The organism is Amycolatopsis viridis (genome assembly GCF_011758765.1).
GTDB classification, from domain to species: Bacteria; Actinomycetota; Actinomycetes; order Mycobacteriales; family Pseudonocardiaceae; genus Amycolatopsis_E; species Amycolatopsis_E viridis.
The window spans coordinates 155,999-177,632 of sequence record NZ_JAANOU010000001.1 but is presented as its reverse complement, the minus strand read 5'-3'; the positions used below and the strand labels follow the sequence as shown (position 1 = coordinate 177,632).

General features: G+C 69.4%; 24 protein-coding genes and 2 tRNA genes. 17 read left to right on the top strand and 9 right to left on the bottom strand.

What is annotated here, in order from left to right; translation table 11 throughout:
* The first annotated feature begins 42 nt into the window (after positions 1-42).
* From gyrA to FHX46_RS00895, 3 genes are all read left to right on the top strand, one after another.
* The gene (gene gyrA, locus FHX46_RS00905) at positions 43-2,559 is read left to right on the top strand and encodes a DNA gyrase subunit A (protein ID WP_167109759.1); all 2,517 of its coding nucleotides are present in this window, start codon (positions 43-45) and stop codon (positions 2,557-2,559) included.
* Positions 2,560-3,276 carry a DUF3566 domain-containing protein gene (locus FHX46_RS00900; protein ID WP_167109758.1) on the top strand — a complete coding sequence of 239 codons (717 nt, stop codon included), beginning with the start codon at positions 2,560-2,562 and terminating at the stop codon, positions 3,274-3,276.
* A gap of 30 nt (positions 3,277-3,306) precedes the next feature.
* Positions 3,307-3,380, top strand: a tRNA-Ile gene (locus tag FHX46_RS00895).
* A gap of 186 nt (positions 3,381-3,566) precedes the next feature.
* On the opposite strand, the gene FHX46_RS00890 is transcribed toward FHX46_RS00895, so the two are convergent.
* Complete coding sequence (locus FHX46_RS00890; RefSeq protein ID WP_167109757.1) at positions 3,567-3,983, bottom strand: hypothetical protein; 417 nt, start codon at positions 3,981-3,983, stop codon at positions 3,567-3,569.
* A gap of 1,059 nt (positions 3,984-5,042) precedes the next feature.
* Between FHX46_RS00890 and rsgA the strand changes: the two genes are divergently transcribed.
* Together rsgA and FHX46_RS00880 are read left to right on the top strand one after the other, a co-directional pair.
* A complete protein-coding gene (gene rsgA / locus FHX46_RS00885) occupies positions 5,043-6,020 on the top strand; it encodes a ribosome small subunit-dependent GTPase A (RefSeq protein WP_167109756.1) in 978 nt (325 codons plus the stop codon).
* Positions 6,017-6,619, top strand: coding sequence for a GNAT family N-acetyltransferase (locus FHX46_RS00880; protein ID WP_313885980.1), 603 nt, complete (start codon positions 6,017-6,019; stop codon positions 6,617-6,619). The genes rsgA and FHX46_RS00880 overlap by 4 nt, the downstream gene beginning before the upstream one ends.
* Positions 6,620-6,663: 44 nt before the next feature.
* Here the strand turns inward: FHX46_RS00880 and FHX46_RS00875 are convergent, their stop codons facing one another.
* Complete coding sequence (locus tag FHX46_RS00875) at positions 6,664-7,221, bottom strand: dihydrofolate reductase family protein (RefSeq protein ID WP_167109755.1); 558 nt, start codon at positions 7,219-7,221, stop codon at positions 6,664-6,666.
* Between the two features lie 178 nt (positions 7,222-7,399).
* Between FHX46_RS00875 and FHX46_RS00870 the strand changes: the two genes are divergently transcribed.
* Positions 7,400-7,594 (top strand): hypothetical protein, encoded by a 195-nt coding sequence (locus tag FHX46_RS00870; RefSeq protein ID WP_167101993.1) that lies wholly within the window; start codon positions 7,400-7,402, stop codon positions 7,592-7,594.
* A 13-nt stretch (positions 7,595-7,607) separates the two neighbouring features.
* On the opposite strand, the gene FHX46_RS28205 is transcribed toward FHX46_RS00870, so the two are convergent.
* On the bottom strand, positions 7,608-7,766 hold the full coding sequence (locus FHX46_RS28205) for a hypothetical protein (protein ID WP_208399950.1): 159 nt from the start codon (positions 7,764-7,766) through the stop codon (positions 7,608-7,610).
* A 317-nt stretch (positions 7,767-8,083) separates the two neighbouring features.
* Between FHX46_RS28205 and FHX46_RS00860 the strand changes: the two genes are divergently transcribed.
* The 5 genes from FHX46_RS00860 (at position 8,084) to FHX46_RS00840 (ending at position 11,717) form a co-directional block, all read left to right on the top strand.
* Positions 8,084-9,040: a redoxin family protein gene (locus FHX46_RS00860; RefSeq protein ID WP_167109754.1), complete on the top strand. Its 957-nt coding sequence runs from the start codon at positions 8,084-8,086 to the stop codon at positions 9,038-9,040.
* Between the two features lie 125 nt (positions 9,041-9,165).
* Complete coding sequence (locus FHX46_RS00855) at positions 9,166-10,023, top strand: YceI family protein (RefSeq protein WP_167109753.1); 858 nt, start codon at positions 9,166-9,168, stop codon at positions 10,021-10,023.
* A 113-nt stretch (positions 10,024-10,136) separates the two neighbouring features.
* Positions 10,137-11,276, top strand: a complete 1,140-nt coding sequence (locus FHX46_RS00850) for a hypothetical protein (protein WP_167109752.1) — start codon at positions 10,137-10,139, stop codon at positions 11,274-11,276.
* 150 nt (positions 11,277-11,426) lie between these two features.
* A complete protein-coding gene (locus FHX46_RS00845) occupies positions 11,427-11,615 on the top strand; it encodes a DLW-39 family protein (protein WP_167109751.1) in 189 nt (62 codons plus the stop codon).
* Positions 11,616-11,644: 29 nt separating this feature from the next.
* Positions 11,645-11,717, top strand: a tRNA-Ala gene (locus FHX46_RS00840).
* 418 nt (positions 11,718-12,135) lie between these two features.
* On the opposite strand, the gene FHX46_RS00835 is transcribed toward FHX46_RS00840, so the two are convergent.
* Positions 12,136-13,101, bottom strand: a complete 966-nt coding sequence (locus tag FHX46_RS00835; RefSeq protein WP_167109750.1) for a GlxA family transcriptional regulator — start codon at positions 13,099-13,101, stop codon at positions 12,136-12,138.
* Between the two features lie 104 nt (positions 13,102-13,205).
* On the opposite strand from FHX46_RS00835, the gene FHX46_RS00830 reads away from it, so the two are divergent.
* Both FHX46_RS00830 and FHX46_RS00825 read left to right on the top strand, forming a co-directional pair.
* Complete coding sequence (locus FHX46_RS00830; protein WP_167109749.1) at positions 13,206-14,372, top strand: MFS transporter; 1,167 nt, start codon at positions 13,206-13,208, stop codon at positions 14,370-14,372.
* Positions 14,373-14,725: 353 nt separating this feature from the next.
* The gene (locus FHX46_RS00825; RefSeq protein ID WP_167109748.1) at positions 14,726-15,607 is read left to right on the top strand and encodes a spermidine synthase; all 882 of its coding nucleotides are present in this window, start codon (positions 14,726-14,728) and stop codon (positions 15,605-15,607) included.
* On the opposite strand, the gene FHX46_RS28950 is transcribed toward FHX46_RS00825, so the two are convergent.
* Together FHX46_RS28950 and FHX46_RS00815 are read right to left on the bottom strand one after the other, a co-directional pair.
* Positions 15,537-16,226 (bottom strand): helix-turn-helix transcriptional regulator, encoded by a 690-nt coding sequence (locus FHX46_RS28950; protein ID WP_167109747.1) that lies wholly within the window; start codon positions 16,224-16,226, stop codon positions 15,537-15,539. The genes FHX46_RS00825 and FHX46_RS28950 overlap by 71 nt on opposite strands.
* Before the next feature lie 33 nt (positions 16,227-16,259).
* Positions 16,260-17,255, bottom strand: coding sequence for a M14 family metallopeptidase (locus tag FHX46_RS00815; protein ID WP_167120964.1), 996 nt, complete (start codon positions 17,253-17,255; stop codon positions 16,260-16,262).
* Positions 17,256-17,381: 126 nt separating this feature from the next.
* On the opposite strand from FHX46_RS00815, the gene FHX46_RS00810 reads away from it, so the two are divergent.
* Together FHX46_RS00810 and FHX46_RS00805 are read left to right on the top strand one after the other, a co-directional pair.
* A complete protein-coding gene (locus tag FHX46_RS00810; RefSeq protein ID WP_167109746.1) occupies positions 17,382-17,885 on the top strand; it encodes a DUF2020 domain-containing protein in 504 nt (167 codons plus the stop codon).
* Between the two features lie 159 nt (positions 17,886-18,044).
* A complete protein-coding gene (locus FHX46_RS00805) occupies positions 18,045-18,497 on the top strand; it encodes a DUF6918 family protein (protein WP_167101961.1) in 453 nt (150 codons plus the stop codon).
* A gap of 142 nt (positions 18,498-18,639) precedes the next feature.
* Here FHX46_RS00805 and FHX46_RS00800 read toward each other — a convergent pair whose 3' ends face one another.
* Complete coding sequence (locus FHX46_RS00800; RefSeq protein ID WP_208399948.1) at positions 18,640-19,242, bottom strand: hypothetical protein; 603 nt, start codon at positions 19,240-19,242, stop codon at positions 18,640-18,642.
* 97 nt (positions 19,243-19,339) lie between these two features.
* Between FHX46_RS00800 and FHX46_RS00795 the strand changes: the two genes are divergently transcribed.
* Together FHX46_RS00795 and FHX46_RS00790 are read left to right on the top strand one after the other, a co-directional pair.
* The gene (locus FHX46_RS00795) at positions 19,340-19,891 is read left to right on the top strand and encodes a peptidylprolyl isomerase (protein WP_167109745.1); all 552 of its coding nucleotides are present in this window, start codon (positions 19,340-19,342) and stop codon (positions 19,889-19,891) included.
* 21 nt (positions 19,892-19,912) lie between these two features.
* Entirely contained in the window at positions 19,913-20,857 is a 945-nt protein-coding gene (locus tag FHX46_RS00790; protein ID WP_167109744.1) for a rhomboid family intramembrane serine protease, read from the top strand.
* Here FHX46_RS00790 and FHX46_RS00785 read toward each other — a convergent pair.
* Together FHX46_RS00785 and crgA are read right to left on the bottom strand one after the other, a co-directional pair.
* Positions 20,854-21,183, bottom strand: a complete 330-nt coding sequence (locus FHX46_RS00785; RefSeq protein WP_313885979.1) for a PH domain-containing protein — start codon at positions 21,181-21,183, stop codon at positions 20,854-20,856. The genes FHX46_RS00790 and FHX46_RS00785 overlap by 4 nt on opposite strands.
* 159 nt (positions 21,184-21,342) lie before the next feature.
* Positions 21,343-21,609, bottom strand: coding sequence for a cell division protein CrgA (gene crgA, locus FHX46_RS00780; RefSeq protein ID WP_167109742.1), 267 nt, complete (start codon positions 21,607-21,609; stop codon positions 21,343-21,345).
* Positions 21,610-21,634: the final 25 nt, after the last annotated feature.

Sequence of the window (21,634 nt, the reverse complement as noted above, 5' to 3'; positions counted from 1 at the left end):
CACCCCGCCTCCGCCCCGCCCATTCGTCAGTAGAAGGACCTCATGACGGAAACCTTGCCGCCGGAACACGACCGCACCGAGCCGGTCGACATCCAGCAGGAGATGCAGCGCTCCTACATCGAGTACGCGATGAGCGTGATCGTGTCGCGGGCGCTGCCGGACGTGCGCGACGGCCTCAAGCCGGTGCACCGCCGCGTGCTCTACTCCATGTACGACTCCGGTTTCCGGCCGGAACGCGGGTACAACAAGTGCTCGCGCGTGGTCGGCGACGTGATGGGCAACTACCACCCGCACGGCGACTCGGCGATCTACGACGCGCTCGTGCGCCTGGCTCAGCCCTGGTCGATGCGGTACCCGCTGATCGACGGCCAGGGCAACTTCGGCTCGCCGGGCAACGACCCCGCGGCAGCCATGCGGTACACCGAGTCGCGCCTCGACCCGCTGGCCATGGAGATGCTGCGGGACATCGAGGAAGAGACCGTCGACTTCTCGCCGAACTACGACGGTCGCACCCAGGAGCCGGACGTCCTGCCGGCGCGGATCCCGAACCTGCTGGTCAACGGGACCTCGGGTATCGCGGTCGGCATGGCGACCAACATCCCGCCGCACAACCTGCGCGAGGTCGCCGACGGCGTGGTCTGGGCGCTGGACAACTGGGAAGCCGGCGACGACGAGACGCTCGCCGCGCTGATGCAGCGGATCAAGGGCCCGGACTTCCCCACGAAGGGCCTGATCCTCGGCACCTCCGGCATCGAGGAGGCGTACCGCACCGGCCGCGGCTCGATCCGGATGCGCGCCGTGGTCGAGGTCGAGGAGGACACGCGGGGCCGCACGACCCTCGTCGTCACCGAGCTGCCGTACCAGGTCAACCCGGACAACCTGGTGGAGAACATCGCCACCCTGGTCCGCGACGGCAAGCTGACCGGCATCGCGGACATCGCCGACGAGTCCAACAGCCGCCGCGGCATGCGGATCGTGGTGACGCTCAAGCGGGACGCGGTCGCCAAGGTCGTGCTGAACAACCTCTACAAGCACACGCAGCTGCAGTACAACTTCGGCGTCAACATGCTGGCCCTGGTCGACGGCGTGCCGCGGACCCTGCGGCTGGACCAGGTCGTCCGGCACTACGTCAAGCACCAGATCGAGGTCATCGTCCGGCGGACCCGCTTCCGCCTGCGCAAGGCCGAGGAACGCGCCCACATCCTGCGCGGCCTGGTCAAGGCCCTGGACCAGCTGGACGAGGTGATCGCCCTGATCCGGCGGTCGCCCACCGTGGACGAGGCCCGCACCGGCCTGATCGAGCTGCTCGACATCGACGAGATCCAGGCCACCGCGATCCTGGACATGCAGCTGCGCCGCCTGGCCGCGCTGGAACGCCAGAAGATCGTCGACGAGCTGGCCGAGATCGAGCTGAAGATCGCCGACCTGCAGGACATCCTGGACAAGCCGGAGCGCCAGCGGCAGATCGTCAAGGACGAGCTGACCGAGATCGTCGACAAGTTCGGCGACGACCGGCGCACCCAGATCATCCCGTTCGACGGCGAGGTGTCGGTCGAGGACCTGATCGCGGTCGAGGACGTGGTGGTCACCATCACGCGCACGGGCTACGCAAAGCGGACCAAGACCGACCTGTACCGGTCCCAGCGCCGCGGCGGCAAGGGCGTGCAGGGCGCGCAGCTGAAGCAGGACGACATCGTCCAGCACTTCTTCGTCTGCTCCACGCACGACTGGATCCTGTTCTTCACCAACAAGGGCCGCGTCTACCGGGCCAAGGCGTACGAACTGCCCGAGGCGAACCGCGCCGCGCGCGGCCAGCACGTGGCGAACCTGCTCGCGTTCCAGCCGGACGAGACCATCGCGCAGATCATCGAGATCCCGAACTACGAGGTCGCCCCGTACCTGGTGCTCGCCACCCGGAAGGGCCTGGTCAAGAAGACGCGGCTGAGCGAGTTCGACTCCAACCGCTCCGGCGGCCTGATCGGCATCAACCTGCGTGAGGGTGACGAGCTGGTCGGCGCCGTCCTCGCCGGGCCGGAGGACGACCTGCTGCTGGTGTCGGCGGAGGGCCAGTCGATCCGCTTCCACGCCACCGACGAGACGCTGCGGCCGATGGGCCGGGCCACGTCCGGCGTGCTCGGCATGCGGTTCAACGACGGTGACGAGCTGCTCGCCCTCAACGTGGTCAAGCCGGACAAGTTCCTGCTGGTTGCCACCGACGGCGGCTACGCCAAGCGCACGCCCATCGAGGACTACCCGGTGCAGGGCCGCGGCGGCAAGGGTGTGCTGACGATCCAGCACGACCACAAGCGTGGCAGGCTGGTGGGGGCGCTCATCGTCGACGCCGACGACGAGCTCTACGCCATCACCTCCAGCGGCGGTGTCATCCGCACGCCGGCGGACCAGGTGCGCAAGGCAGGCCGGCAGACCAAGGGTGTGCGGCTGATCAACCTCGGCGAGGGCACGACTCTCCTCGCCGTGGCGCGCAACGCCGACGAGCCCTCGGGCGTCGGTAATGGTGAAGGCAACGGAGGAACCGAACCCGTCCCGGAAGAGAGCTAAGTGACGACACCGGAGAACCCCGAACAGCACGGTGCGCGAAGCGGTGACGCCGGCACGCCACCCTGGCAGCGGCTGAGCCGTGACGCCGGCCAGAGCACGACCACCGAGCAGGCGGGCGGCGGTTACCGCGACGGGTGGTCGCCGGAAGGCCAGGCCGAGAGAACTGTGCTGTACTCGAACGGTGACGACCAGCCCGTCGTCACCGGGTCGGCGGCGCAGGGACTGTTCGGCAACCCCGCGACGCGCGACGACGCGTTGTCGGGGTTGAGGGGGCAGGAGACGGTGAGCGTGGCCAGTGCCGGCACCAAGGGGCGTTCGTCGCCGAGCGCGCTGCGCCGCCCCGGCCGCGGCCCACGACGCGCGAGCCTGCAGATCAAGCGGTTCGACCCGTGGTCGGTGCTGAAGCTGTCGCTGGTGCTCGGGGTCGCCCTGTTCTTCATCTGGCTGGTCGCTGTCGGGGTGCTCTACACGGTGCTCGACGGCATGGGCGTCTGGGACAAGCTGAACGGCACGTACTCGTCCCTGGTGTCCGGCGAGGGCGCCGGCGCGACCAGCGAGTCGCTCATCAGCGCCGGCCGGGTGTTCGGCATCGCGGCCATCCTCGGCGCGATCAACATCGTGCTGCTCTCCGCGCTGGCCACGGTGAGCGCGTTCATCTACAACGTGTCCGCCGACCTGGCCGGCGGCCTTGAGGTGACCCTGTCGGAACGCGAGTAGAAGGCGTGTTGTAGTCTTCTCTCCGTTCGAGGGCCCATAGCTCAGGCGGTTAGAGCGCTTCGCTGATAACGAAGAGGTCGGAGGTTCAAGTCCTCCTGGGCCCACAACAGGTCAAGCCCCGTTTCCCCACCAGGGGAAACGGGGCTTGCTTGACTAAGTGCCTGACTAAGCCGCCGGATCTCCGAAGATCTGATCCATCGCTTTGGCACCGTGCTCGATGACCGGCCTGAGCTGGTGCCGGTAGACCAGCTAGAGTTCACGCAGGGTCAGGTGCGGTTAATCAGTACGTCTTAGGCGTAGAGCTCCGGTGACCACACCCTTGCGTCACTGTCGATGCCGGTGGCCCCGAACTTGATCGTGGAGCCCGCGCGGTAGCTCTTGTCGCAGACGCCCCAATGGCCCGCGCCGAGTCTGTTGGTGCACGTGCCGTAGCGGATCGGCTTGCCGTTGTAGTAGTTGTCCCACTCCGCATAGGCGGCATGCCCGTTGGCCGAGGTGTCGCGGACGAACCACAGATCGCGGTCACGCTCGTAACAGGCTTCCACACCGGTGTCCGACAGGCAGTAGACCCAGTGGCTGCGGCTGGGGCCGCTGGAAGCCACCGCGGTGTTGGAGTCGGAGGCGCTTGCCGTACCCGGCGCGAGCACGGCGAGGGCCGCGCCGCTCGCGACTGCCAGTGAAAGCAGGATCGAACGCCTTGCATGCATTGGGGACTCCTCGGTCGTGGCGGCAACGAGAACAACGATGTGGAGGACCGTAGAGTATTGTTGAGCAATCCGTCAATACTACGATATCCGTGCATCCGCATTTAACAGATGGCAAAATTCGCCAGTTCGGACTGCCCGTTTCCGCCGGTTGCATCCGCTGGCCGCCGGGGGCTGCTATGACGCCTGCGGTTGAGGCGCTGGTTACCGCGAGTGCGGCAACTGTCCTCTTGCAACGCCCGACGTCTGCTTCCAGCTTTAGGGAAAACGGACGCCCGCCCATTGGGGTCGCCCGCTCGTCGATCGCCAGAGCGTAGGTGCGCCGGCAGACGCTCGGATGTCATCACCGACCGACGTTCCCGCTGTTGTGAGGGCGCCAGTACGGTGTTGGTCCTGCGAGTCTCACGTCAGTTCGATCTCTTGTCGTGTCCGAGCTTGTTGTTCAAGTGCTGCTCGCACGTCTCGCAGTGACCTCCGCAGGAGCTCCGCGGCCTGCCGCGCAACGCGCCCGACGCGAGTTGGGTCCAGGTCCCTCCCGCTGGCCGGCAAGACCATGCCCGTAGCCGGACGGACGAGGCTGGTTCACGGGCACGGGGAGTGTGCGCGGGTCCCGCCACGTATAGGTACGGACCCTTACCGGGAGGGTGTCGCAGGTTCGAACCTGGTCGACGACGACGTGGTTATGTGTGCCTCGCCGCGGCGTGTTCGAGGCACAGCCGCAGCGGAAGATGGACATGTCGGCCTTAGTGGGATAGACATAGCCGGGTTGTCCGTGAGACCAGAGGGAGGTGAGTTGATGTCCGCCGCGAACGGCGCTGCCGTGTGCAGTGCACGCCGGAACATCCTCACGTCCCGGACCCCGGTCTGACCTGACGTCCACCCCATCCTGAGCTCGACGGCTCAGGGGGACGGGCTTCGTCTTCAGCGGGGTTCCCTACCCAAGGGTCTCCAACGTTGTCTCAATTCACTTCTCACCATGCCCCGGTCGATTACGGCTGGGACGAGGCGTGGGAGCACGCCTTCGCGCCTCATCGGGATGCCGGACTGGTCCCGGCCCGCGTTGTGCGATCCGAACGCGGCTCGTGCGAAGCAATCACCGGTGCCGGGTTCGTCCGTGCGGAGATCCCCGGTACCGCCGGTCAGGGAGGTCCGTCGTCGCCGCCGTGCACGGGTGACTGGGCTGCCTTGCGTCCTGCCAGCACCAGCCACGGGCCGGTGCTGCACGCGGTGCTGGAGCGCCGCACCGCCCTGGTGCGATCCAGCGCTTCGCGAACCTCCCGTGGCCAGGTCTTGGCCGCCAACATCGACACCGTCGTGGTGACGGTGCCGCTGGGTAGTCCGCTGAAGCACGGCAGGACTGAACGCATGCTCGCCCTGGCCTGGGAGAGCGGCGCCCAGCCGGTCGTGGTGCTCACCAAGGCCGACCAGTGTGCCGACGTGCAGCTGGCCGTAGCCGAGGTGTCCGAAGTGGCACCAGGCGCCGATGTAGTGGTCACCAGCGCCGTGACCGGGCTGGGTCTGGCCACCCTGAGGACCGTTCTGAACGGCACCATCGTGCTTCTGGGCCCCTCCGGAGCGGGTAAGTCCACGCTGGGCAACCAGCTGCTGGGCGAGGACCGGCTGGCGACGGGCGCCGTGCGCGACGTGGACGGCAAGGGGCGGCACACCACCGCATGGCGGGAGTTGGTACCGCTGCCCGGCGGCGGGGTCCTGCTGGACACCCCTGGTCTGCGCTCGATCGGCCTGCACGACGCCCAGGACGGGCTGGAGCAGACCTTCGCCGAGATCGAACACCTCGCACAGAACTGCCGGTTCACCGACTGCGCACACGTGAGCGAACCCGGCTGCGCGGTGCGGGCCGCAGTCACGGCAGGCACGGTTCCGCAGCGCCGTCTGGACAGCTACCGCCAGCTGTTGAGGGAGAACGCCTACGCCGCTTCCCGCACCGACGCCCAGCTGCGCGCCGAGCGCGAGGCCGCCAAGAAGGACATCACGCGGCACCTGCGTGCCACCTACCAGTTCCGGGAGCGCCGGCAATGAACGACACCGGCGCGCCCGACCACGTCCCTGGCACCGACCTGGACGTGGCCCACCTCCGCCACCCCCACTCCACCACTGCGAACGGAACCATGACCACCTGGATCGCCCGCCCCGAAACTGCCGACGACGTCCCCGCCGTCCGAGACATCCTCCTCGCGGCATTCCCCACCCCCGCTGAGGCCGGCATCGTCGACGCCCTGCGCGCCGACCCGGATGCGTGGATCGACGGCCTGTCGATGGTCGCCGCCGCGCCCGATGGCGCCCCCGCCGGGTATGCGCTGCTCACCCGCTGCCACATCGACGGCCAACCGGCCCTCACTCTGGGCCCGTGCGCGGTGCTGCCCTCAGCCCAGCGAGGCGGTGCCGGTTCCGCGGCCATCCGCGCCGCCTTGGCCGCTGCCCGAGCCGCGGGAGAAAACCTCGTTACGGTCCTGGGCCACGCCACCTACTACCCGCGGTTCGGCTTCACGCCAGCCTCCGGCTTCGGGATCCGAGCGCCCTTCGAAGTCCCTGACGAAGCGATGATGGCCCTGGCTCTGGACGACACCCGCCCCGTCCCGGCGGGCACCATCCGGTATCCCGCCGCGTTCGGCGTCTGATCCCGCCTGCGGCGCCCCGGATCATGACCCGGGGCGCCGCAGGCCTACTTGCCGGCCGGTGTGTACACCAGTTCGAGGATCCCGGACGGGAAGGCCGTGCTCTTCACCAGGCGCAGCTTCACCGCCTCGTCCAGTTCCGGGAACAGGGCCGCACCCTTGCCCGTGACCGCGGGGAGCACCCATAGCCGGTACTCGTCGACCACACCGAGCTTGATCAGCGAGTGCACGAACCGGGTGCCGCCGGCGGCGACGAGGTCCTTGCCGGGCTCGGCCTTGAGCTTGGCGATCTCCGCTGCCGTGTCGCCGCTGGCGATCCGGGTCTCCGGCCAGTCGTCGGCCGACTTCAGCGTGCGGGAGAACACGACCTTGGGGATCTCGTTCATCGCCTTGGCGGACGGGTGGTCCGCGTTGGGCCAGTAACCGGCCATGATCTCGTAGGTGTTCCGGCCCATGAGGAAGGCGCCGGCTTCCCACAGCCGGTCGACGAAGTACCGCTCCTGCTCGGGGTCGTCGATGCTCATCATGACGTCCCGGATCCCGTTGTCGCCGTCAGCGCTCTTGCCGTCGAGCGACACGTAAAAACCCAGAATCAACTTCCGCATCCCGCGCCTCCATCCGTTCTTCCCCCGTCGCGAGCTCGATCCTGGTGATGGTGGCAGCCTTCCGCGGCGAGGAAAACTCTTCGAACTTGTGTTCGTCGAACACCTGTTCTAGCATCGCGGGCATGCCGGTCTGGAGGGGGAAGCTCCGGACCGGCTTTCGCGTGAAGGGAGACTCGCGATGACCAACCAGTCACCTGCCCGGCCCAGGAACGTCCTGGATTGGCTGACGGACGGCGAGAAGGCTTTGGCGCGGCTCCGCCAGGATGCGGCGCTCAAGTCGTCGGCGGGCGCGCCGCTGGATGCGCCGGACATCATGGAGGGCGTGCGGCTGTCGAAGCAGCTCGTCGCCCTCGACGAGCAGCGGGGCGGCTGATGGTGCCGTTCGCTCAATACAGGTAGACATCGACCAGGAGTGCGGCGAGCGCAGCCAGTGCCGCGGGGGTGACCACGCGAACGGCGGGACTGGTGCGCAGGGGGCCGAGTGACAGCGCGAGGAAGCCCTCGGCGAGGGTGAACACCGCGGAGCCGGTGTCCTGCCAGCTCACGGGGAACACCTTGATCGGTGCGTCGGTGAAGCGGCTGTGGGTGCACCCAGGATGGCGTTGCACGCCAACGGACCCGCCGCCGCGGCCAGTGCACCGGTGATCGCGACGGGAAGCCGCTGCCGCCGGGTGGTGACCAGCAGGACGGCCGCCACGATCGCTGACAGCAGAGCCCCGTAGCCGATCACACCCCAGCTGATCACGGAGTGCACCGCCCCACCCCAACCGGCTGGACACCCCGGGGAAGGCGGGTTGCTGCCCCTCGACGCGACTTGACCCTGCCCTCTAGGGCAAGGTTTATGTTCGCGGAGGTGAGAGGCATGCAGATCGGTGAGCTGGCGCGGCGGGCGGGTGTCACGACCAAAGCGGTGCGGTACTACGAATCGCTGGGATTGCTCACGCCCGCGCGACGGGCAAACGGCTACCGGGACTACGACGAGCACGACGTCCGGCTGGCGCAGGAGATCCGCGCGCTCAGCAGTCTCGGAATCCCGGTGGAGCGCACCCGCCCGTTCCTGGAGTGCCTGGTGGCCGGCCACACGCACGGGGACGACTGCCCGGCGTCGCTGGCGGGCTATCGGGACGCGATCCGTGAGCTCACGCAGCGGATCGAGGGGCTCACGGCCCGCCGGGCGAAGCTGATCGCGCATCTGCAGGTGGCCGCGCACCGCAACAGCGGCGTCTCACCAGCCGACGAAGGGATGGACCTGATGACCGACTACACGAACCTGCCGGCTGACCTGCCCGTGCCCGAAGACGACGGCGCGGCCGCTCACCTGCCCGGGATGAAGCTGCCGGAGCTGGCACTGCTCGGCACCGGCGGCGAGACGATCCGCCTCGACGAGCTCGGGGCCGGCCGCACGGTGGTCTACATCTACCCGCTCACCGGCCGGCCGGGTGTCGACCTGCCCGAGGGCTGGGACGCGATCCCGGGAGCACGCGGCTGCACCCCCGAGGCCTGCGGATTCCGTGACCACCACCAGGACCTCCTGGCCGCCGGCGCGGTCGCCGTGTTCGGCTTGTCCACTCAGGACAGCGAATACCAGCGTGAGGTCGTCGAACGGCTCCACCTGCCGTTCCCGATGCTGTCCGATCCGGACCGGAGCCTGGCCCGCGCGCTCGACCTGCCCACCTTCGAGGCCGCTGGGATGACGCTCTACAAGCGGCTGACGCTGATCATCCGCGACGGCGTGATCGAGCACGTCTTCTACCCGATCTTCCCGCCCGGCGAGCACGCGGGACAGGTGCTGAGCTGGCTGCGGGACAACCCGCGGTAGGGCGGCATCGCTCGCCGCGTGATCGGGGCGTTCCGTCACGGTGACGCTGGTAACCAGGGGGTCACGAAATTCGATTCCGCTGGTTAGGGTCGCCTACGGACCACCGACCAAGGGGAGCGTGCCAGATGTTCAGCCGCCTGCGCCGTCGTGCCGGCCGCCAGGGTGAGCCGGTCACGTTCGCGGCGGGCGCCGGTCTGGTGAGCGCCCGGCTGCGGGACGAGGCGGGCAACCCGCTGGCCGGTGTCGAGATGGTCCTCCGGCACCGGCGCAGCCCGCGCGTCTTCCGGGCCGTGTCCGACGACTACGGCCTCGCGGTCGTCACGGCGGCCACCGGGACCTACCAGGTCACGCTCACCACGGGCGGCTACCGCGAAGCGAGCCACACGGTCGACGTCGCGAGCGGTGAACACACCGCCCTCGGCGACGTCGAGCTGGTCCCCGACGCGAGCATCCGCCCGCCGGGACCGGGCCGGTGGGTGATCGACCCCGACCACACCTCGATCCGCTTCGTCGCGCGGCACATCGGGCTGTCGCGCGTCCACGGCCGGTTCACCCGGTTCCACGGCAGCATCCGCGTCGGCGAGCGGATCGAGGACTCGTCCATCGAGGTCGTCATCGACTCGGCCAGCATCGACACCGCCGCCGAGAAGCGGGACGAGCACCTGCGCTCGCCCGACTTCCTGGACGTCGAGCGCTTCCCGAAGATCCACTTCTACAGCGACCGCGCCCAGCGGGTGGCCGGCGACCGGTGGCAGATCGACGGCACGCTCAACCTGCGCGGCGCGAGCCGGGGCGTGCGCCTGGATGCCACCTACCTCGGGCTCCGGTCCTGGAACGGCGACCGCCTCGGCGCCGTCGCCAAGGCCGAGCTGCACCGCGAGGACTTCACCATCAACTGGCAGCAGACGCTGGCGAAGGGCCTGGTTGTGGTCGGTTCGACCGTCGAACTCCGCTTCGACGTGCAGGCTGTCCGAGGGGTCTAGACCGCGGACCTGGTTCCACGTGGAACGGCGATCACGATCTTCCCCGGTACGGGGATGACGTCCCCGGGCGGTGTGATGGTTCACTCATCCCAGGCACAGCGAAAGGAACCTGGGTGTCTCGACTGATTCACGCGGTGGGCAGCCTGCCGCCCGCGGTAGCCCCGGACGCGGAAACCGGGATGAAGTGGCTGGTCGACTCGTCGGCGGTCGACGGCCAGGCAGACGGTGGGGCGCCGGTCGCGTTGACCGCGCTGCCGTGCGACGGCGACCCGGACTGGATCGTGCAGTGGTTGCACGGGTTGCGGGATGTCGAGGACCCCTCGTCGGCGCGGCGCGTGTTCGAGATCGTCGCCGACGGCGACAGCAGCGACTACGACCGGGTGCCGATGTACCGGGTCGCGAAGGGCGTCAAGCTCCAGCCGGAGCACGTGTCGCTCCAGCGGCGCCAGGACGTCGAGGGGTGGATCGGCCTCGCCGAGGAGGTCCGGCGGCGGGCGGGGGCGGACCAGCTGCGTTTCCAGGTGGGCATCCCCAGCCCGCTCGACCTGACGACGTTCGCGCTGGCGAACCCGAGGGTGTTGCCGAAGCTCCCGGTCGGGCAGCGACTCGGGGCCATGGCGTCGATGCTGCGGCTCTACCCGGTGTTCCGCACGGCGGTGCTGGACGACGTGCGCGCCATCCACGACTCGCACGGCGAGAACGTGGTGTTCCAGGTCGAAGCGCCGAGTGTCTTGGTCGTTCTGTGGTCGGCGCCCGCGGCGGCGCGGCCGCTGGCAGCGAAGTGGCTCGCCGGCAAGATGGCCGGCCTGCTGGCCGGTTTCCCGCAGGACGCCGAGGTCGTGCTGCACCTGTGCTACGGCGACCTCGCTCACCGCTCGTTGGTGACGCCGGACAGCTTCGGCCCCGCGGTGCTGTTCCTCAACGCGCTCGCCGCGAAGCTCGGCCGCCGCTTGCCGAAGGTGCACCTGCCCGCCGCGTTCGGCGACCACCCGCCGTCCACCGACGAGGCGTTCTACCGGCCGCTGCGGCAGCTGCGTCCCGGATACGAGCTCTACGCCGGGGTCGCGCACCACGATGGCGGCACCGAGTCGCGCGAGGCGCTGCGTCTGTTCGAGGACGCCTTCGGACGGCAGGCGACCGCGGTGTCGACCGCTTGCGGGCTCGGCCGGCACACCGCCGAGCAGGCCGAGGGCGCGATACAGGACTGCCGGGACCTGGCCGGCGTTTCCCGCGACGAGGAAAGCGCCGCCTGAGCACCGCCGAGCCGACGGCACGGCCCGCGCCCCTGGTGACGCGGGCCGTGCCGTCAGCCGCAGCCGGGTGGGCGCGCACCGCGCGAACCGCGCCCGGCCCGGTGCAGTAGCATCGTGACGTCTGATGGACCGTCTAAGAGGGGCCTGAACGTGAAGAAGCTGTTGGCGCTCGCAGTCGTTGCGGGTGGTGTGCTGTTCGTGATCAAGCGCAACAAGGACGCCAAGGCCGAGGCCGACCTGTGGCGTGAGGCCACCGCCCCGACCGAGCGCCCGCTGGCCGCGGTCTCGACGAACGGCAACACCCCGGCGAAGGCCGCCGAAGCAGGCACGAACAACTGAACTTCCCACGGGCTGGACGGCCCGTGCGCGGGGCTGTAGCTCAATTGGTAGAGCGCTGCTTTTGCAAGGCAGAGGTCAGGGGTTCGATTCCCCTCAGCTCCACCTTGGAGGCTTACAAGAAAATGGGGCCACGCCAATGGCCTAGTAGGACCTCAACGCCGTAGGACGAAGCAGGGCCGTCTCCCGTAGCGGAGACGGCCCTGACGGCGTTCTGGGGCGCGGTAGCACCAGGATCGGGTTGGTCGCTGGCGGGCACTCCGGGCGGCGTGGACCGTGCGAACGGCTCCTTGAGCTCGTGGTCGGTGACCTGTTCGTCTTCGATGTAGATGGCGTGGAAGATCGCTTGCTGAGCAGGCGACGCTGCTCCTCGTTGCAGCGTCGGTACAGCTCGCGGTGGTTCTCCAGCAGCCTCAGACAGGCTTCGATCAGCCGGGCGCTGTCGGAGAGGTCCTCGTCGGTCTCGGTGAGGCGCTCGGTGAGGCGGCGGCGCTGGCGCTCGACCTCTCGCAGCTTGGTCTGGTCAATCGTCGTCGCGGGTGTGGCCGAAGGCTTGGCGGTAGTCGCGGGGTGGCAGGCCGACGTGGCGGGTGAAGTGGTGGCGCATGGTGAGGGCAGTGCCGAAGCCGCAGCGGCGGGCGATGGCGGTGATGGGCAGGTCGCTGACCTCCAGGAGGTGTTGGGCGGCCAGGACACGCTGGGTCAGGAGCCACTGCAGCGGGGTGCCGCCGGTGGACTGAACGAAGCGGCGGGCGAAACTGCGCTCGGACATGCGCGCCAGGTCCGCCATTTCCGTGACGGTCCACGGGTGGGCCAGGTCGGTGAGAACTCGTTCGCGTAGCTTTGACAGGTCGTCGATCTGGCCCTGGGCGGCCGGGATGGGGCGGGTGATGAACTGTGCCTGTCCGCCGGTCCGGAAGGGTGCGGTGACCATGGTGCGGGCGATCTCGGCCGCGGCGGCGGCGCCGTGGTCGTGGCGGACCAGGTGCAGGCACAGGTCGATGCCGGCGGCCACGCCCGCCGAGGTCCATACGGCCCCGTCCCCGACGAACAGGACGTTGGGGTCCACGATCACGTCGGGGTGGCGGCGCGCGAGTTCCTCGGCGTCCAGCCAGTGCGCGGTGGCGCGGCGGCCGTCCAGCAGGCCGGCGGCGGCCAGCAGGAACGCACCCGAGCACAGGGACGCCACGGTGGCGCCGCGTGCGTGGGCGGCGCGCAGCGCGGCCCGAACCTGCGGATGGACGGGCGCCGTGGGGTGCTGGACACCGGGCACGACGACCAGGTCGCACTCGTCCAGGCCGTCCAGACCGTAGTCGGGAACGCAGGTCACGCCCGGGGTCATGGGGACCGTGGAGCGGTGCGGCCCGCAGGTGCGCAGCTCGAACCGGGGGACGCCGCGGGCGGTCCGGTCGAGTCCCCAGACCTCGGTGGCCACGGCGTAGTCGAACACGCGGACCTGTTCGGTGACCAGTACCCCCACGCGCCTCATGGCGGAAATCTATCCCACATTGGCGTTTCAGCCACTCACGCCTCCGGTGGTTCGCCGATCAGGCTGGGCACCGGTGTTTCCCGTCAGGTGAGGAGTGCGGCGCCATGCCGTTGGCTTTGTTGGCCCTGGCCGTCACGGCGTTCGGGGTGGGGACCTCGGAGTTCGCGATCATGGGGCTGTTGCCGCAGGTCGCCCAGGGGGTCGGGGTGTCGATCCCGGACGCGGGGGGCCTGATCACCGCGTACGCCGCCGGTGTGATCGTCGGGGCGCCGCTGCTCACCGCCGCTTCGGCCCGGCTGCCGCGCCGCACGACGTTGATGATCGTCGCTGCGCTGCTGGTGGCGGGCAGCGCCCTGTCGGCGGTCGCCTCCGGCTATGGCCTGCTGCTGGCGGCCAGGGTGGTCGCGGGCGTGCCGCAGGGTGCGCTGTTCGGGGTCGGGTCGGTGGTCGCGGCGCAGCTCGTCCCGCCGGAACGGCGTGCCAGCGCGATGTCGGTGATGTTCGGCGGGTTCACCATGGCTAACGTGGCCGGAGTGCCGCTGGTGACCTGGCTGGGGCAGGCCGCGGGCTGGCGGGCCACGTTCTGGGCGATCGCGGCGTTGGGCGCGCTGTCGATGGCGGGCATCGCCGCGTTGGTCCCGCGCCGCCTGCGGCCCGAGGACGAGACGGGACTGCGTTCGGAACTGGCGACGCTGCGGCGACCACAGGTCTGGCTCGCGATGGCGGTGACGACGGCGGGCTTCGGCGGTGTCTTCGCCTCCTTCACCTATGTCACGCCGATGATGACCACGGTTGCGGGCTTCAGCGAGTCCAGCATGACGCCGCTGATGGTCGTTTTCGGGCTGGGCATGGCCACCGGCAACCTGGTGTCGGGCCGGTTCGCGGGGCGGCGGCTCATGCCGAGCCTGTACGTGTTCCTGGCCGGGTTGACCATCGTGCTGACCCTGTTCGTGATGACGGCGCACAGCAAGGTCCTCGCCGTCTGCACCTTGTTCCTGCTGGGGCTGTTCGGGTTCGCGACCGTCCCGGCACTGCAGATGCGCATCCTGGACAAGGCCACAGGTGCCCCCACCCTTGCCTCCGCGCTGAACCTGTCGGCCTTCAACATCGCCAACGCGCTCGGCGCCTTCCTCGGCGGCATGGTGATCAGAGCCGGATACGGCTACAGCGGTCCCAACGCGGTCGGCGCGGTACTGGCCGCCACGGGGCTGGCCCTGGCCGTCTGCTCAGGACTGCTCGACGCGCGCGCCAAGGCGGCGATCGCACGCTGAGCCACATCCCGCTGGACGAACTTGCCCAGATATTGGGTGGCCGCTTCGTCGCACGAAACCACAATGCGCAACGGCTTTGTCCATGGCGTCCATGACGTCGGTGAGGTTGTTCCCGAAGTGCTTTGACCACCTCTCACGAGGGACTGGTCGTTTGAATCCATCGCCCTGTGGAAATGGCGTGCAGCGGTGTCGTCGTATTGATCGTCACCGGATGGATTCCGGCTAACGTTCTTGCATCTGTTTGATCGCCCGGTGGAGATGGGTACCGGTGGCTGATCGACTGTCCCCTGACCAGACCGGGCCGTCATGAGCGACTGAAGGACCTGGGTTCGCGCTCACGTAGAGTGGCGTTGATGGCAAGCAGGGGCACGAATCGCAGGCGGGGTGCCGCTCGTCCGGTTCCGGGCCGCTACCCGGTTCGCTTCGGGGTGGCTGAGCTGCTTGCCGATGCCGACCGGGCCAATGCCTGGCTCCTGACCGTCGACGAGGTGGCCCAGTCCTATGTGGACCTCGACGATCCGGCGCACCTCGAGTTCGAGTACGTCCGGCGCATCGGTGACGTGATCGACTGCCTGGACGACGGCCCGCTCGACGCGGTGCACCTCGGTGGCGCCGGTTGCACCGTGCCGCGGTACGTCGCGGCCACCCGGCCGGGCAGCAGACAGCTCGTGTTCGACGCGGACGAGCCGCTCATCGACCTCGTCCGGGAGCAGCTGGACCTGCGCAGCGTCCCGAACCTCCGGGTGCGCATCTCCGACGGTCGTGCGGGCGTCGCCACCCGGCGCGATGCCTCCGCTGATCTCGTCGTCGCCGACGTGTTCCAGCGCGCGCAGATGCCGGGGGACGTCGCGACGCTGGAGTTCACCACCGATGTCGCCCGGGTCCTCAAACCCGCCGGCACCTACCTGATCAACGTCGCGGACGGGCCGGGCCTGAAGTTCGCCCGCCGGGTCGTCGCCACCATCGGCACGGTGTTCCCGCACGTCGTGATGCTCGCCGACTCGGGCGTGCTGCGCGGGCGCCGCTTCGGCAACCTCGTGCTCGTCGCCTCGCGCGCGGAACTGCCCGTCGACGCGATCAGCCGCCGTGCCGCCTCGGCCGCGTTTCCCGCCCGCGTCACCACCGGCGAGGACCTGGGACACTTCCGCGGCAACGCCAAGGCGATCACCGACGCCGAATCCCTGGACGCCCCGCGTCCGCCGTGGAACGTCTTCGGCCTGCCGCCGAAGACCTGATCTCGGCCAGGTGGTTGTACGCCGACGCGCGCGAAATGCCGAGCGCGGACGCCACCTCGGGCACCGCCTTCTGCAGCGTGAACAGGCCCCGTTCGTCCAGGGCGCGGAACAGCTCCAGCCGCTCGGCGCGCGTCATCCGGCTCACCGGCCTGCCGAGCCTCAGCTCCTCCTCGGCGACCACCGCGCGAATCAGCTGCCCGACGTCGTTGGTGAACGTCGTCGTCGCGTCGGGCAGGGCGTTCACCGCCGCCAGCTCGCCCAACAGCACCGCGGCGTGCCGCAGATCCGTCACGTCCACGTTCACGCACAGCGCCCCGAACACCTCGCCGTCGCCGTCGCGCAGCAGCATCGTGGATGCCTTGACCACCCGCCCGGCCGGTGTCCGCGTCACGTAGTTGATCTGGTCCCGCGCGTCCCGGCCCTGCTTGAGCAGGCTCAGCCCGAGCTCGCTCATCGCCCCACCTGGCGCCCGCCCGGTGACCTCGCCCGCGACCGCCACGACGGACCCCTCCGGCCGCCGGTAGTCGTGCAGGACGACCTCGCAGTTGCTGCCGAAGGTGGCCGCGAGGCCGTCGAGCACGGGACGGAGCGCGGCGAGCACCGCATCGGCATCGGTCACCTGGGCATGATGTACAGACCGTGGACCGATTGTCTAGCGAGCCTCGCCGATCAGGATGTCCACCGCCGCGTCGTTGCGGGTGGTCTCCCGTGCGATGTCCTCGTCCGGCGGGTAGAAGCCGGGGAACGGGCCGGTCGGGTACATCTCGAAGGTGTAGGTGAGGATCTTGTGGCTGCCCCACATCCAGTCGTTGATGTCGCCGTCGGTGAGGTAGAGGTCGCTGGACTGCTGCGCGGTGTACCCGTTGGTCGCGGCCATCCGCTGTCCGACGTCGCGCAACCGCGCGTTCTCCTCGGCCGTCATGCCCTCGGTGGTGTCGTCCTTGGTGTGCCCGAACGGCCACAGCACCAGCTCGGCGTAGGTGTGGAAGTCGATGTGCGCCTTGATCCGCGGCGCCCGGGAGTCCACGAACCGCGACACAGCCCGTGTCTCGGGCTCGGAGAACGCGGAGGGGCCGCGGTAGGTCTCCGACGACGGGCTGGTGCTGGAGCCGTCACAGCACCCCCACTTGTACCCCCAGTTGCGGTTGAGATCCGTCCCCACCGACCTGCTGCCTTCGACCGGCCTGCGGTTCTTGCGCCAGTACTGGTACCCGCCGCCCGAGATGTCGAACTCCGAGCCGTCCGGGTTGACGTTGGGGATCACCCAGATCACGTGGCCGTCGACCAGCGACCGGATGTTCGGATCGGTCGCGTAACCGCTGGTGAGGCGCTGCACGATGTGCAGGCACATCTCGGTGGTCAGGTGCTCGCGCGCGTGCTGGTTGCAGGTGAACAGCACCTCGGGCTCGCCCTCGTCGGCGGAGACGTGGTCGCTGATCTTCACCGCGGTCAGCTCGCGGCCCTCGTAGGACTTGCCGACGCTGGACAACGCGGCGAGGTCCGGGTGGTTCGCGACCGCCTTCTCCAGCTCCGCCGTGACCTCGGCGTAGGTGTGGTAGCCCTCGTCGCCGGCCGGGAAGTCGGCCGGCGCCGCCCGCGCGGGTGCGGGCCCCGCCAGCAAGGCTGCTCCGGTCACCAGGGCCAGCACGATGCCGGCGGCCCGCCGTGGATACATTTCGCCTCCGAGTGAACACGAAGAGTAGTTGCTTCTACCCTGCGGCAGCGGCGCGCCCACCACAACCCGGCGGACGCGGGATGGTTCACTGATCGGGTCATGCGACGAGTACTGCCCGCCCTGTTCGCGGCCGCCGTGCTGGCCGGCTGCGCCGCACAGCCCGCTCCCGCGCCTTCCACCCCGTCCACAACGGCCGCGGCGTTGCCGCCCGCGCCGGCACCCGCGCGTGTCGGGACGTGCCCGTACCTGGAGACCTCGTTCGTCGCGGACGCCAACGGCCAGCACGTGTCGAAGGTCGAGGTCTCGGCCGACGAGCCGCACCCGGCGTGCTTCTTCTACGCGCTCTCCGGCAAGCTCCAGCTGTCCGTGCGCGTCTACACCGGTGATCCGGCCGTGGCGAAGGGACTGGTCGACCAGGCTGCGCCGGTGGACACCAGCAACCCCGCCGAAGATCCCCCGGGGTGGCAGGGTGGTTACGGTACGAAGCCGGACGGCGCGGTATATGCCGTGGCCAAGGGCGGTACCGCCGTCATCGTGACCACCAACCAGCAGCAGACGGTAAAGGCGAGATCCGTTGCCCGGCAGGCGATCGCCCGGCTTTAGGACCGCCGGGGTGCAGTGTCAAGTTGATCTTGTATTACTCTGATCGCACCTCGCAGCCGGGGAGGACCAGCACGCGATCGGTCGAGACTGCGGCCGCACGGGCGTGCCACGGGCTGCGAGAGCCCCCGTGTACCTCGATGTGAAGAAGGACAGACATTCGTGGCTGACACCCTCAAGGAAATCCTGCTCGACTCCAGCAGGCGTCCGGCCGTCGTGAGCGACCTGGAGACGCTGGTCGACGAAGAGGTCTCGGACAAGGGCGGCGTGTCCGGCGCCGTCATCAAGACCGGCTTCGCCGCGGTCAAGAAGATCAAGCCGGGCATCATCGGCTCCGCCGTGGACAGCCTGCTCGACGACTTCGCCGCCGCGCTCGAGCCGTTCTACGCCGACTTCAAGGGCCAGGGCGGGGGCGACTTCGGCGCCTACCTGTCCGGTCGTGGCTCGGAGGCCGCGGACGCGCTGCTGGGCGTGACCGACGCGCGCGCCGCCCGGAGCAGCCGCGAGAGCATCAAGAAGGTGTACGAGAAGCTGCGCCCGAACGGCAAGAAGAACGTCGAGGAGGCGCTGCCCCGCCTGGGCAAGCTGATCGACAAGCACGCGGCCGCCGCCTGATCCAGGCACGGCGCACACGGCCGTTCTCCCGGAGGTACGACCGGGGGAGCGGCCGTTCGCTTGTCCGGGGGCGGAACCCACCGGGCGGGCGCGCGGAGGTGCCGCCCGTCCCAGGGACGAACGGCACCTCCGGAGACCGGGTCTAGTTCTGCTTCTCCGCGGGCGACGGGCTCGGCGCGTGCTGGCCGTTCGTCGTCGACTCCGGGTTGACCGGCTTGGGCGCGGCCTTCGGCGGCTCCGTGGCCACCGCCGGCTCCTGCTTGCTCCGCAGCGCGACCGCGGCACCCGCGGCGGCGACGACGCCCAGCACCAGGAAGAGCGGCCACCTGCGGCGCCTGCGCGCGCCCTTGGCGGCGAGCTTCGCCTCCTCCAGCGCGGCCCGGAAGTCCTTCCTGGCCTGCTTGAACTCCTTCTTGGCCGCGCGCTTCGACTCGCCGGCGGCCTTCGCGGCCTGGAAGGCGGCCTTGCGCGCCTTGCGGCCCGGCTTGCGCAGCTCGGCCAGCCGCTCCGCGGCCTCCTTGCGCGCCTGCTTGCTCGCCCTGGTCAGGTCCTTGCGCGCCTGACGGCCGCGCCGGGCGGCTTCCCGGCGAGCCTCCTCGGTGCTCTCGGACAGCCGTTTCTCGGCGGCCTGGGCAGCCTGCGCCGTCACCTCGGCCCCTGCCTTGCCGACCTCGACGGCCCGCTTGCTCAGGCCGAGCAAGCCGGCCTTGACCGACTCACCCACCGAGTCCGCAGCTCGGGTCATGGCCTTTCACCTCGACAATCGTTTCGATTCACGTTCCATCCCCGTCACCATCCTGCCCGTTTCCCGCCGTTCTCGCTGCGGATGGCACGATGATGCTGTGACCCAGAGCAGTGAATCCCTCGTTGGTGCGAAGGCGACAGCCGTGCTGCACACCAACGCCGGTGACATCCGGATCAACCTTTTCCCTGATCACGCCCCCAAGACGGTGGCCAATTTCGTGGGCCTCGCGGAGGGCACGAAGGAGTACAACCGCCCGAACGCCAAGGGCGAGAACTCCGGCCCGTTCTACGACGGCGCCATCTTCCACCGCGTCATCTCGGGCTTCATGATCCAGGGTGGCGACCCGACCGGCACCGGGCGCGGCGGCCCCGGCTACCAGTTCGGCGACGAGTTCCACCCCGAGCTGCAGTTCGACCGGCCGTACCTGCTGGCGATGGCGAACGCGGGACCGGGCACCAACGGCTCGCAGTTCTTCATCACGGTGGCCAAGACGCCGCACCTGAACTTCAAGCACACGATCTTCGGCGAGGTCGCCGACCAGCAGTCGCGGGACGTCGTGGACTCGATCGCGAACACCGCGACCGGCCCGGCCGACAAGCCGCTGCAGGACGTCGTCATCGAGAAGATCGACATCCAGCGCGAAGGCTGATCCGGGTAGGTTGGAGGCATCGTGAACACGCCTCCCCACCCACCCGCCACACCGTCGCCCCAGCAGTCGGCACTGCCCGGTTGCTGGTGGCACCCGTCGCGCCCCACCGGGCTCAGCTGTGTCCGGTGCGGCCGTCCGGCGTGCCCGGAATGCCTGCGCGAAGCCTCCGTCGGCTACCAGTGCATCGACTGCGCGCAGGTCGGGCGCCGGGAGCAGCGGGTCCAGCAGTACACGCCGCGCACCGTCGCCGGCGCCCGGGTTTCGCACCGGCCGGTGGTCACGCCCGTCCTGATCGTGCTCAACGTGATCGCGTACGCGATCACGGCGGCCCAGGCCGGCAGCCTGACCGGCAACGACTCGGCGCGGCTCTTCGGGGACGGGGTGCTGTGGCCGCTCGCCATCGCCGGTCAGGGCGAGTGGTGGCGGCTCGTCGCGTCCGGCTTCCTGCACTACGGGCCCTTCCACCTGGCGGTCAACATGTTCGCCCTGTGGGTCCTGGGACGGGACATGGAGACGCTGCTGGGGCGGGTGCGGTTCGCCGCGCTGTACCTGGTGTCGCTGCTCGGCGGCGCGGTGTCGGTGTACCTGTTCGACGCGGTCGGCCGCGGCACGGCGGGTGCGTCCGGCGCGATCTACGGGCTGCTCGGCGGACTGCTGGTCGCGGTCATCCGGCTCCGGCTGAACCCGGCGTACGCCATCGGCACGATCGTGCTGAACCTGGTCATCACCGTGTCGATCCCGAACATCTCGTTGCTCGGCCACCTCGGTGGCCTGGTGGTCGGTGCGCTGGTCACCGCGGCGATGGTGTACGCGCCCGTGAAGGGGCGCCGGTACTGGCAGGGCGCCACCGTCGCGGTGCTGCTGATCGCGCTGGTGGTGCTGGTGTTCGTGCGTGACGCGCAGCTGGCGGGCGTGGTGTGCGGCTACCACGGCGACGAGCTGTACTGCGCGCCGCCGCCCGGTTAGGGCCGCAGCGCGGTCAGCGTGTCGAGCACGTCACGGGGGTCGGCGCCGAGCTCGAGCCACCCGAAGACGAACAGCTGCTCGCCCGCCTCGATCTCCAGGGTCTCGGTGGTCCGGCCGAGGCGCCGGGTGGTGCGCACTCGCGTGGTCACCTCGGGCCAGTGCAGATCGTGCTTCCCCGTCGCCGTGCGGATTCGTACGCCGCGGGGATCGGCGGACAGCCGCGGCCGCACGAGCAAACCGTGCAGGGACAACGCGGTCAGCGCGATCGCCGCGACGGCGAACAAGACCGTGCCGGCGCGATCGGTCGTGAGGATCGCGCCGGCCACGGCGAAAACCGCTGCGGCACAACCGGTTCCGACGAGAACCGGCCGCGGTGCCCAATGCGGGAACGAGTTATCCACAGTGGTTATCCACACTGGGGATGAGTCACAGCGCTGTAATTACGAGTCAAGCGGCTGTTCGGAGCAATCGTTGTGATCTTCCGCTCAGCGCCAGCGCATCGTCATGAGCAGACCGACGATCATCAGCGCGAAGCCGACCGCGAAGTTGCCGCTCCCGAGGTCCGCCATGAACGGGATCTTGTCGCCCGCGATGTAGTTCACGACGAGCCAGGCCAGCCCGAGCACCATCAGCCCGAACATCACGATCTTGTAGACCAGGCTGGACGGCCCCGCGGCGCGCACCTTGACCGGCGTGCGCCGATCGGCCGGCGGGGTGTACGCCGTCTTCTTGCGGACCTTGGACTTCGGCATCGAGAACCTCGCGTGTTCGTGTCTG

Bases quoted from the DNA above. Each gene is read 5' to 3' on its own strand.
- gyrA (WP_167109759.1), top strand. From the start codon at position 43: ATGACGGAAACCTTGCCGCCGGAACACGACCGCACCGAGCCGGTCGAC.
- FHX46_RS00890 (WP_167109757.1), bottom strand. From the start codon at position 3,983: ATGCATGCAAGGCGTTCGATCCTGCTTTCACTGGCAGTCGCGAGCGGC.
- FHX46_RS00880 (WP_313885980.1), top strand. From the start codon at position 6,017: ATGAACGACACCGGCGCGCCCGACCACGTCCCTGGCACCGACCTGGAC.
- FHX46_RS00875 (WP_167109755.1), bottom strand. From the start codon at position 7,221: ATGCGGAAGTTGATTCTGGGTTTTTACGTGTCGCTCGACGGCAAGAGC.
- FHX46_RS00870 (WP_167101993.1), top strand. From the start codon at position 7,400: ATGACCAACCAGTCACCTGCCCGGCCCAGGAACGTCCTGGATTGGCTG.
- FHX46_RS00860 (WP_167109754.1), top strand. From the start codon at position 8,084: ATGCAGATCGGTGAGCTGGCGCGGCGGGCGGGTGTCACGACCAAAGCG.
- FHX46_RS00855 (WP_167109753.1), top strand. From the start codon at position 9,166: ATGTTCAGCCGCCTGCGCCGTCGTGCCGGCCGCCAGGGTGAGCCGGTC.
- FHX46_RS00835 (WP_167109750.1), bottom strand. From the start codon at position 13,101: ATGAGGCGCGTGGGGGTACTGGTCACCGAACAGGTCCGCGTGTTCGAC.
- FHX46_RS00830 (WP_167109749.1), top strand. From the start codon at position 13,206: ATGCCGTTGGCTTTGTTGGCCCTGGCCGTCACGGCGTTCGGGGTGGGG.
- FHX46_RS00825 (WP_167109748.1), top strand. From the start codon at position 14,726: ATGGCAAGCAGGGGCACGAATCGCAGGCGGGGTGCCGCTCGTCCGGTT.
- FHX46_RS00810 (WP_167109746.1), top strand. From the start codon at position 17,382: ATGCGACGAGTACTGCCCGCCCTGTTCGCGGCCGCCGTGCTGGCCGGC.
- FHX46_RS00800 (WP_208399948.1), bottom strand. From the start codon at position 19,242: ATGACCCGAGCTGCGGACTCGGTGGGTGAGTCGGTCAAGGCCGGCTTG.
- crgA (WP_167109742.1), bottom strand. From the start codon at position 21,609: ATGCCGAAGTCCAAGGTCCGCAAGAAGACGGCGTACACCCCGCCGGCC.